The following is an 8,523-nucleotide window of genomic DNA, read 5'->3' on the forward strand; positions in this document are numbered from 1 at the left end:
GATGCAGAAGTTCACGTCTTTCGTGATGTTTGCCGCCATGCGGACCGGTTCCAACTTTCTTGAGGCCAACCTGAACGCGCTGAACGGTGTCACTTGCCATGGCGAGGTGTTCAACCCGCATTTCATGGGCAAGAAGGACCAGACCGAAATGTTCGGCATCGACCTGGCCGAACGCGACGCCAATCCTCTGGCTGTGCTGGCGCGGATGCGGGCTGAAGACGGACTGGTCGGTTTCCGGTTGTTTCAGGACCATGATTCCCGGGTCATCGATCATGTTCTGGCCGATCCCACCTGTGCCAAGATCATCCTGACCCGCAATCCGCTGGACAGCTATGTCAGCCTGAAGATTGCGCAGGAAACCGGCCAGTGGAAATTGCAGAACGCGGCCAAGCTGAAAACCGCGCGGGTGCCGTTTCATGCCGCCGAATTCGAAACCCATCTGGCCGAATTGCAGGCCTGGCAGATCGCCCTGCTGCATGGGCTGCAGGTTAGCGGCCAGACGGGTTTTTACATCGATTACGACGACCTGAACGATCTTGATGTGCTCAACGGTCTGGCCGCCTTTCTGGGGGTCGAGTCCCGCCTGACGGCGACTGATCCCAAGCTGAAAAAGCAAAACCCGTAAGAAACGGCCGAAAAGGTGCTGAACCCGGCCGAGATGGAAGCATCATTGGCGCGGCTTGATCGGTTCAACATGTCGCGGACCCCGAATTTCGAACCGCGGCGGGCACCTGCAATCCCGTCCTTTGTGGCAGCGGCGGATGCGGGGCTTTTGTATATGCCGGTGAAAGCCGGGCCAGAGGCCGAGGTGCGGGCCTGGCTGGGGGCATTGGGTCGGGGCGGTCTGATCACCGATTTCGTGCAAAAGACCCTGCGGCAATGGCGGCGCAAGCAAGGGCTGCATCGCAGTTTCACCGTGCTGCGCCATCCGTTGCCCCGCGCCTATGCCGCCTATCGTCAGGTGCTGCTGGCCGATGCCGATCTGCGCAAACTGCTGCAAAAGACCTATCGCATTGATCTTCCCGCACCGGATGCAGCGGACACCGATCATCGAGAGCCGTTTCTGGAAGTGCTGCGCTGGCTGAAGCTCTATCTGTCGGGGTAGACCGGGCAGAAGGTCGATCCGCATTTTGCGACTCAGACGGCAGTGCTGCAGGGGTTTGCGCAGTTTCAGGGCCCGGATATTGTGGTTCGGGAAGAGCGGCTGGCCGAAGGTCTGGCATTTGCGGCGGCGGAACTCGGGCTGTCTGCCCTGGCACCAGCGCGTGCCGATTTTTCCGCATTGGCGGCCATCTGGGATACCGAACTGGAAGACGCGGCCCGCGACGCCTATCAGCGGGATTACATCGGCTACGGCTTCGGACGCTGGCGAGAGGCCAGCTAGATCACGCCGCCTGCGAGCTGCGCGCCTCGGTCAGAATGGCATAAAGCTTGGCCGGATCGACATTCGCCCGCAGCTTGGCGCAGACCCCGGCATCGCGCATGGTGCGGCTGACCAGCGCTAGCGCCTTCAGATGTTCGACGCCCGAATCCTTGGGCGCGAACAGACCAAACACCAAATCGACCGGCTGGCGATCCACGCTGTCATAATCCAGCGGCTTTTCCAGGCGCAGAAAGACACCGACTATGCCTTTCAATTCCTCCAGCCGGGCGTGCGGCAGGGCGATGCCATGGCCCACACCGGTGGGGCCAAGGCTTTCGCGTTCCTGCAACCCGTCAATGGCGATGGCCGAGTTCAGCTTGTAGGCCTGCCCCGCCATTTCGCCCAATTCCTGAAACAGGCGCTTCTTGCTGGTCAATTGGCTGACGACCCGGACGGCCTGCGGGTTCAGGATTTTGGTCAGTTCCATCAGGGTCGTCGTCCTATCCGCGCCCGCAGGCGCGTCACTTGCTGTTGCGCGGGTCGATCCAGCCGATATTGCCGTCATCCCGGCGATATACGACGTTCACGCCCCCATGTCCCTCATTTCGGAAGACAAGCATTTTCTGCCCGCCCAGTTCCAGCTGCATCACCGCTTCGCCGACGGTGATCGAAGGGATCTTCGTCTCCATCTCGGCGATCACGACAGGCAGCAGTTCACCGGTTTCCCCGTCATCCGCCTCTTCGGTCGGGGCGAGGATATAGGAGGAACCGCCGTCGAATTCAACAGGCCCTGAACGCCGATTGTGATGGTCGCGCAGGCGGCGCTTGTGACGGCGCATCTGCTTGTCCAGCCTTTCGCGACAGGCTTCAAAAGCGGCATAGATTTCAGAGGCATGGCCCTTGGCGGTTGCCGTCAGGCCGGTGGACAGGTGAACGGTCGATTCACAATGATACTCATGCGCGGCCTTCGAGAAGACGATCACGGCATCGGTGGGGCGTTGAGCGTATTTTTCGATCACTTCGCCCAGTTCGGCCTTCACATGGGTCTGAAGCGCCTCACCGATGTCGAGTTGTTTCCCGCTGATCTGATAACGCATGGCTCCTCCTTCGCGAAAACAGCAAGGCACATCCTGCATCATGCAGGATTACCCGCTGATGAATTTTACATGGGGCCACCACAGGTTCGGCACCAGACCTGACGGGGCAGAAACCTGCCGCGCGGGGCCGAAAAACTGGGGCGGTTATCGCACGCATCACAGGTATTTGGCGGCAGGTCGGGGGGGCTTGTCAACAGCTTCGTGACGTTCGGATGACAAGCCGCATGCCAGGGGCGAATCCCTGCCGGTCAGCCGCCCGATGGCGGGCATCCTGCCGCCAAGGCGATCAGCTCATGCGGAAATTCTGGCCCAGATAAACCCGGCGCACGGTTTCGTCGCGGACGATTTCTTCGGTGGTTCCGCTCATCAGCACATGGCCGTCATGCAGGATATAGGCGCGATCCACGATTTCCAGCGTTTCGCGGACATTGTGGTCGGTGATCAGAACACCCAGACCACGGCCCTTCAGATCCTGCACCAGATGACGGATTTCGCCGACGGCGATCGGGTCCACCCCGGCAAAGGGTTCATCCAGCAGCAGATATTTCGGATCGGCAGCCAGACAGCGCGCAATCTCCACCCGCCGCCTTTCGCCGCCCGACAGCGCCAGCGCCGGTGCACGGCGCAGATGGGTGATGGAGAAATCTGTCAGCAACTCTTCCAGCCGTTCGCGGCGCTTGTGGCTGTCGGATACAGTGATTTCCAGCACGGCAAGGATATTGTCCTCGACCGAAAGCCCCCGGAAGATTGACGCTTCCTGCGGCAAATAGCCCACCCCCAGCCGAGCCCGGCGATACATCGGCAGGGCGGTCACATCCTTGCCATCCAGCAGGACTTGCCCGCCTTCGGGCGTCACAAGCCCGGCGATGGCATAGAAACAGGTGGTCTTGCCCGATCCGTTCGGCCCCAGCAGCGCAACCACTTCGCCCCGCTGCAGGTTCATGGTCACATCGCGGATGACCGGGCGTTTCTTGTAGCTTTTGCGCAGACCGCGGACGCTCAGCCCGGCCGATCCTTCGGTGACCGACAGATCGGGCATCAATTGCCCCCCGGCACGAAGACGGTGGAAACGCGGCCTTCCATCACGCCGGTTCCGGCCTTCAGGTCAATGATCAGCTTTTGCCCGGAAATGGCGCTGCTGCCCTGGGTCAGCAGGACGTTTCCGGTCATCACCACATTGCCGCTGTCAATGGTATAGACCGCCTCGCGCGCTTCGGCGGCATTGCCTGCGTTGGCCAGCGTTACCCCGCCACTGGCATGCAGCCGCGCGATGCGCTTGCCATCCGTAGCATATTCAACCCGCACCGTGCCCGCGGACAGGCGCAATTCGCCCTGACCCACCAGCACATTGCCGCTGAACGTGGCCGTGCCATCGGCCTGATTGACGGCAAGACTGTCTGCCTCCACCTCGACTGGCAGCGATGTGTCCTGTTTCAGCCCGCCAAAGGCGATCTTGGCCTGCTGCGCCGCCACCACCCCCGGGACAAGGGCCAGCAACAGGATCAGGGCGGGGGTAAAACGGAACATGAAAAAGGCCTCGGTCAGGGCTTGCCGGGTTCGTATATCAGGCGAACCCGTTCGTTGAAAACCAGAAGATACTCTCCCGGCGCATCAAGATTTTCGCTCAGCACCATCCGGCCTGCGCTGATCCGTCCGGGCGGGCCGAATCCATCCACCGGGCCTGTGCTTTCGGCTCCGGTCCGGTCCAGCGCCAGCGAGATGGCGTCGGTCCGCATCTCGTAGCCTGCCGATGTGGCCAGCAGAACGCCGCTCTCCAGCACCAGATGCCCGGTATCGCCCAGCATGCGGGCGGCACCTGCCGTTACCGTGGTGCGGGCCCCATCCGGCGTGGCCAAGGTCGCCTGCGCCTTCAGCGCCGAGGCCCCGGTCGGCCCAGCAGGGCGCGCTTCATCGGCGGTGAAGGTGATCTTTGCCCCGTCGGCGGTTACACCGGCATAGGCGGGTGCGGTCATGCGCGGCTCGCGCAACCGATCTGCCAGTTCTGCCTCGGTATAGGGAATGGCCTGACCGGGATCGATGGTGCGCGCGACCAGAAACAGCGTGGACAACAGCGCAAGCGCCAAGAGCGGCAACGCCACCTTCAGCCAGCCAACCAGCCGCGTATGCCCATCGCCCGCCATGTGTCAGACCACACCGGCGCGCAGGCAGTCGTGAATATGGATCAGCCCCACCGCATGATCCGAACCCTGCGGGTCCACCACGAAAAGCGAGGTGATCTTACGCTCCTGCATGACTGCCACCGCTTTTTCCGCCAGCGCATCGGGGCTGATGGTGCGGGGATTGCGCGTCATCACTTGTGCCGCCGTCAGCGACAGCAGGCCCTGCATGTGGCGGCGCAAGTCGCCGTCGGTGATGATCCCGGCCAGCCCGCCGCCCGCCTGCGTCACGCCGACCACGCCAAAGCCCTTTTGCGTCATCGACAGCAAGGTTTCGGTCATCGGGGTTGTATCGGGTACCAGCGGCAGGTCGGTATGCATCAATTGCCGCACGGTCGCCAGCCGTGCGCCCAGCTTGCCGCCCGGATGAAACACCCGGAAATGTTCGGGCGTGAATTGCCGGTGCTCCATCAGTGCGATGGCCAGCGCGTCGCCCAGTGCCAGTGTCATGGTGGTGGAGCTGGTGGGCACGATGCCGGTTTCGCAGGCTTCGGGTGCGGGCGGCAGAAGGATTGCCACATCCGATTGCCGCAGCAGGGTCGATCCGGCCCGCCCGGCCACCCCGATCAGCGGAATCGCAAAGCGCCGGGTATGGGCGATGATATCGGCCAGTTCCGGGGTCTCGCCGGAATTGGACAGCACCAGCGCCACATCGGCGGCCGTCACCATGCCCAGATCGCCATGGCTGGCTTCGCCCGGATGCACATATTGTGCGGGCGTCCCGGTCGAGGCGAAGGTGGCCGCAATCTTGCGGGCGATATGGCCCGATTTGCCCATGCCACAGACAATCACGCGCCCCTGGGCCCCCAGAATGGCGGTTACGGCTGCGTTGAAACTGTCGCCCAGATGTTCGGCCAACAGGTCCAGCGCTTCGGCTTCGCGCCGGATCACCCGCCGCCCGATGGCCAGAAAATCAGTGGTGGAAGAGGTCATTGGGTTCCTCCCAGCCCAGCAGGTCCAGCTCGGCCCGTGTGGGCAGGAAATCAAAGCAGCGTTGTGCCAGATCCATCCGCCCTTCGCGCAGCAACCGTTCCTCCAGCGCCGATTTCAGCTTGTGCAGATACAGCACGTCGGATGCGGCATATTCCTTCTGCGCCTCGGTCAGATCGGCGGCACCCCAGTCGCTGGTCTGCTGCTGCTTGCTGACATCGACACCGACCAGTTCCTGCAGCAGATATTTCAGGCCATGCCGGTCGGTGAAGGTGCGGATCAGCTTCGATGCGATCTTGGTACACCAGACCGGGGCGGTCACCACGCCAAAGGCCTTTTGCAGGGCCGCGATGTCGAAGCGCCCGAAATGGAACAGCTTGACCACCGCCGGATCGGTCAGCAAGCGTTCCAGATTGGGTGCCCGGGTCTGGCCACGGTCGATCTGAACCAGGTGGGCATGGCCGTCGCCTGCCGACAATTGCACCACGCAAAGCCGGTCGCGGCGCGGGTCCAGACCCATCGTCTCGGTGTCGATGGCGACCACCGGGCCGAGGTCGAGCCCCTCGGGCAGGTCATTGCGGTGCAGATAGATGGTCAAGGAAGCCTCCGTACATGCGCTTGCGCCGGGATACGCCTGCCCGCCGCGCGGGTCAACGGCGGCAGGGCCTAGCCATGCGGGATCAGCACTTTGGCGCGCAAGTCTGCAATAAGATCGGGCACCGGGAACAGCGCGGCCAGTTCGGAAAGCTGGATTTCGACAGAGCCCAGCATGGCAACTCGGCTGGCATATTCGGCGGCGCGAGCATCATCGCCCGCCATGCGGGCAGCCGCCAGCGCCAGCACCGTGCCACGCCGATCCCCTGCCGCCAGAATGAGCCGCGCCTCGCGCGCCAAGGCTTCGGCATCGTTCCGCCGCAGGGCGTCGAGGGCCAGTGGCAGGCGATACCATCCGGGAACCGCGCTGAATTCGGCGATCACCCCCCGGATTTCGGCCACGCCCCGCGACCAATCGCCATCCAGACAATCCTGCCAGCCCAGCTTGACCACGATTTCCAGATCCGACGGGTTCAGCCGGGCGGCCATGCGCAAGGCCTGCCGTGCCGCCGGGCCATCGCCCAAGGCCGAAAGAATCGAGCCGAGCGCCTCGTGGGTTTCGGCATCGGTCGGCGCAAGGCTGATGGCGCGATGGGCTGCGGCGAGCGCGCGGTCGATCCGGTCATCATCGGGCCTGCCCCCTTCTGCCGTCCAGTCCAGAAAGAGCATGAAGGCTTGCGCCGACCATAGTGCCCCGACCGGGCTTCCTGCTGTGGTCAGGCGGTCAAGGCAGGTGCGGGCCAGCGCAGCTTCGTGCCGATCCTTGCTGCGATCATAGGCCTGCCAGCGCAATTCGCACAAAAAGGCGGAAGGTGCGGCACCGCGCCATTCCTGACCGGCCCGAGCCAGTTGCGCGCGCCCATCGGCATCGATCACCCCGCCCGGGCCGGCCAATTGCCCCATGACCCCGCGCAACGCCTGATAAAAGCTGTCGGCCAGGCCCACGCCATCATGGTCCAACCGCTGCTGGCCTGACCAGATTGCCGCACCATCCGAAAGGCGGGTCAAGGTCATGGTCAGAAGGGCATCCTCTCCGGCCGCCTCGATCCGCGACCGCAGCGCATAATCCGCCGCCTGATGGCGGCGTTGTGGCTGCCCCCAGGGTGGCAGCACCCGGAAACTGTGAAATCGCGACAGTTCGGCCACAAGCTGCGCCTCGATCCCTTCAGGCAGAAAACCGAGCGGTCCTTCCGGCAATGCGGCCTGCACGGGATCGACCCGCAGCAAGGGATAGTCGGCAAGCTGGGTCCGTGGCAGGATCAGTGCCGCGATGGCTAGCACAGCCAGCAGCGCCAGAGCGGCAATCCGTAACATGGGGTTGCGGTTGGGCGCGGTACGCGCCTGCGGTTTCGGGCGGCGGCGGATCTGCAGTCCGTTACCGCCTTTGGGCAGGCTGATCTCTATGGGATCATCGCGTCCCGGTCCTTCGGCCCAGGCCTGCAGCACCTTGCGCAGCCGACCGGTTTCCACGCGCACGATGGAATCTTGTGCCGGATCAAAACCGGTGCCCCGCCCGAGCACGTCCACGCCGATGGCATAGGCCTTGGGTGGCTGGTCCGGCCCGTGGCGATGCCAGTGATCGATCAGATAGGTCAGCAGCGCATCGGCACGGCTTCCCGGAGCGAGCCCCGCAGCTGCGCGCATTCGGGCCAAGGCCGCCGCCGTTTCTGCCGGGGTGACCGGATTGCCCTGTGATTCAATCTCTGTCACCGCCGCCTCGCTTGCCCCAGAGGGCAGCTTAAACGATGGCAATGGCCGGACAAGCCCGGAAGAGGGGTACTCCCAGGTCAGCAAGGATTGTGGCCCACGCCCCGGTCCCCAGCCGGGGCGCGGGCCTGCCCTATAGCGCGGCGGTAGTGGTCGCCGCGGCGCAGCCGCGCCCGGTCAATCGCCGGGGGCCGCGTCTGGGGCGTTCAAATCCGCTGATCGGCACTCCTCGGTGGGTTCGGCAGCTGAGAGCAGCCGGATGGCATCCTCCAGCAGGGTGCCCAGCGATTCGAGCAGACGCTGTTGCGTTTCGGGCTCTGCCCGGCACTGCAGGAAACCGATGACCAACTCGCGCCCGCCTGGCGTCGGGCCCTGCCAGATCGTGACGACAAGGTCTGATCGCATGGGCTCGACTGCGCTTTCTCCCTCCTGTTCCTCGCTCGCCATGAACCGCCTCTCGTACCCTGAACCACAGGGTCGAATTGCGCTGCAGGGCCGGGTTCGGGAAGGTACGTACGCGCACGCTCGGGGTGAATTCGCGTTTCTTCTGGTGCTGCGGAAACCAAAAGGCCCGGTCCTTTGCGGGACCGGGCCTTTGGATTGGTGCCCAGAAGAGGACTCGAACCTCCACGCCTTGCGGCACTGGTACCTGAAA

The 8,523-nt window shown here is 63.8% G+C and carries 12 protein-coding genes; 3 read left to right on the plus strand and 9 right to left on the minus strand.

What is annotated here, in order from left to right; translation table 11 throughout:
• Position 1: 1 nt before the first annotated feature.
• Genes V6590_RS18525 through V6590_RS18535 form a run of 3 tightly spaced genes read left to right on the plus strand, consistent with a single transcriptional unit; the run spans position 2 to position 1,384 of the window.
• Positions 2-625, plus strand: coding sequence for a hypothetical protein (locus V6590_RS18525; RefSeq protein ID WP_335425180.1), 624 nt, complete (start codon positions 2-4; stop codon positions 623-625).
• Between the two features lie 15 nt (positions 626-640).
• A complete protein-coding gene (locus tag V6590_RS18530; RefSeq protein ID WP_335425181.1) occupies positions 641-1,105 on the plus strand; it encodes a hypothetical protein in 465 nt (154 codons plus the stop codon).
• Positions 1,106-1,147: 42 nt separating this feature from the next.
• Positions 1,148-1,384, plus strand: a complete 237-nt coding sequence (locus tag V6590_RS18535; protein ID WP_335425182.1) for a hypothetical protein — start codon at positions 1,148-1,150, stop codon at positions 1,382-1,384.
• A 1-nt stretch (position 1,385) separates the two neighbouring features.
• Here the strand turns inward: V6590_RS18535 and V6590_RS18540 are convergent, their stop codons facing one another.
• The 9 genes from V6590_RS18540 to V6590_RS18580 all read right to left on the minus strand — a co-directional run bounded on the left by V6590_RS18540 (position 1,386) and on the right by V6590_RS18580 (position 8,315).
• Positions 1,386-1,850 (minus strand): PTS sugar transporter subunit IIA, encoded by a 465-nt coding sequence (locus tag V6590_RS18540; RefSeq protein ID WP_335425183.1) that lies wholly within the window; start codon positions 1,848-1,850, stop codon positions 1,386-1,388.
• Positions 1,851-1,884: 34 nt separating this feature from the next.
• A complete protein-coding gene (hpf, locus tag V6590_RS18545; protein WP_335425184.1) occupies positions 1,885-2,460 on the minus strand; it encodes a ribosome hibernation-promoting factor, HPF/YfiA family in 576 nt (191 codons plus the stop codon).
• 286 nt (positions 2,461-2,746) lie between these two features.
• Positions 2,747-3,499 (minus strand): LPS export ABC transporter ATP-binding protein, encoded by a 753-nt coding sequence (lptB, locus tag V6590_RS18550; RefSeq protein WP_335425185.1) that lies wholly within the window; start codon positions 3,497-3,499, stop codon positions 2,747-2,749.
• Positions 3,499-3,987, minus strand: a complete 489-nt coding sequence (locus V6590_RS18555; RefSeq protein ID WP_335425186.1) for an LptA/OstA family protein — start codon at positions 3,985-3,987, stop codon at positions 3,499-3,501. The genes lptB and V6590_RS18555 overlap by 1 nt, the downstream gene beginning before the upstream one ends.
• A 14-nt stretch (positions 3,988-4,001) precedes the next feature.
• Positions 4,002-4,601 carry an LPS export ABC transporter periplasmic protein LptC gene (locus tag V6590_RS18560; RefSeq protein ID WP_335425187.1) on the minus strand — a complete coding sequence of 200 codons (600 nt, stop codon included), beginning with the start codon at positions 4,599-4,601 and terminating at the stop codon, positions 4,002-4,004.
• Positions 4,602-4,604: 3 nt separating this feature from the next.
• Entirely contained in the window at positions 4,605-5,570 is a 966-nt protein-coding gene (locus V6590_RS18565) for a KpsF/GutQ family sugar-phosphate isomerase (RefSeq protein WP_335425188.1), read from the minus strand.
• Complete coding sequence (locus V6590_RS18570) at positions 5,551-6,165, minus strand: ribonuclease D (RefSeq protein ID WP_335425189.1); 615 nt, start codon at positions 6,163-6,165, stop codon at positions 5,551-5,553. Before V6590_RS18570 ends, V6590_RS18565 begins: the two co-directional genes overlap by 20 nt.
• A gap of 68 nt (positions 6,166-6,233) precedes the next feature.
• On the minus strand, positions 6,234-7,871 hold the full coding sequence (locus V6590_RS18575) for a hypothetical protein (RefSeq protein WP_335425190.1): 1,638 nt from the start codon (positions 7,869-7,871) through the stop codon (positions 6,234-6,236).
• A 174-nt stretch (positions 7,872-8,045) separates the two neighbouring features.
• Positions 8,046-8,315 carry a hypothetical protein gene (locus tag V6590_RS18580; protein WP_335425191.1) on the minus strand — a complete coding sequence of 90 codons (270 nt, stop codon included), beginning with the start codon at positions 8,313-8,315 and terminating at the stop codon, positions 8,046-8,048.
• Positions 8,316-8,523 lie beyond the last annotated feature (208 nt).

The sequence above is a fragment of the Gemmobacter denitrificans genome, assembly GCF_036964905.1.
GTDB lineage: Bacteria > Pseudomonadota > Alphaproteobacteria > Rhodobacterales > Rhodobacteraceae > Gemmobacter > Gemmobacter denitrificans.

Bases quoted from the DNA above. Each gene is read 5' to 3' on its own strand.
- V6590_RS18555 (WP_335425186.1), bottom strand. From the start codon at position 3,987: ATGTTCCGTTTTACCCCCGCCCTGATCCTGTTGCTGGCCCTTGTCCCG.
- V6590_RS18580 (WP_335425191.1), bottom strand. From the start codon at position 8,315: ATGGCGAGCGAGGAACAGGAGGGAGAAAGCGCAGTCGAGCCCATGCGA.
- lptB (WP_335425185.1), bottom strand. From the start codon at position 3,499: ATGCCCGATCTGTCGGTCACCGAAGGATCGGCCGGGCTGAGCGTCCGC.
- V6590_RS18540 (WP_335425183.1), bottom strand. From the start codon at position 1,850: ATGGAACTGACCAAAATCCTGAACCCGCAGGCCGTCCGGGTCGTCAGC.
- V6590_RS18525 (WP_335425180.1), top strand. From the start codon at position 2: ATGCAGAAGTTCACGTCTTTCGTGATGTTTGCCGCCATGCGGACCGGT.
- hpf (WP_335425184.1), bottom strand. From the start codon at position 2,460: ATGCGTTATCAGATCAGCGGGAAACAACTCGACATCGGTGAGGCGCTT.
- V6590_RS18565 (WP_335425188.1), bottom strand. From the start codon at position 5,570: ATGACCTCTTCCACCACTGATTTTCTGGCCATCGGGCGGCGGGTGATC.
- V6590_RS18560 (WP_335425187.1), bottom strand. From the start codon at position 4,601: ATGGCGGGCGATGGGCATACGCGGCTGGTTGGCTGGCTGAAGGTGGCG.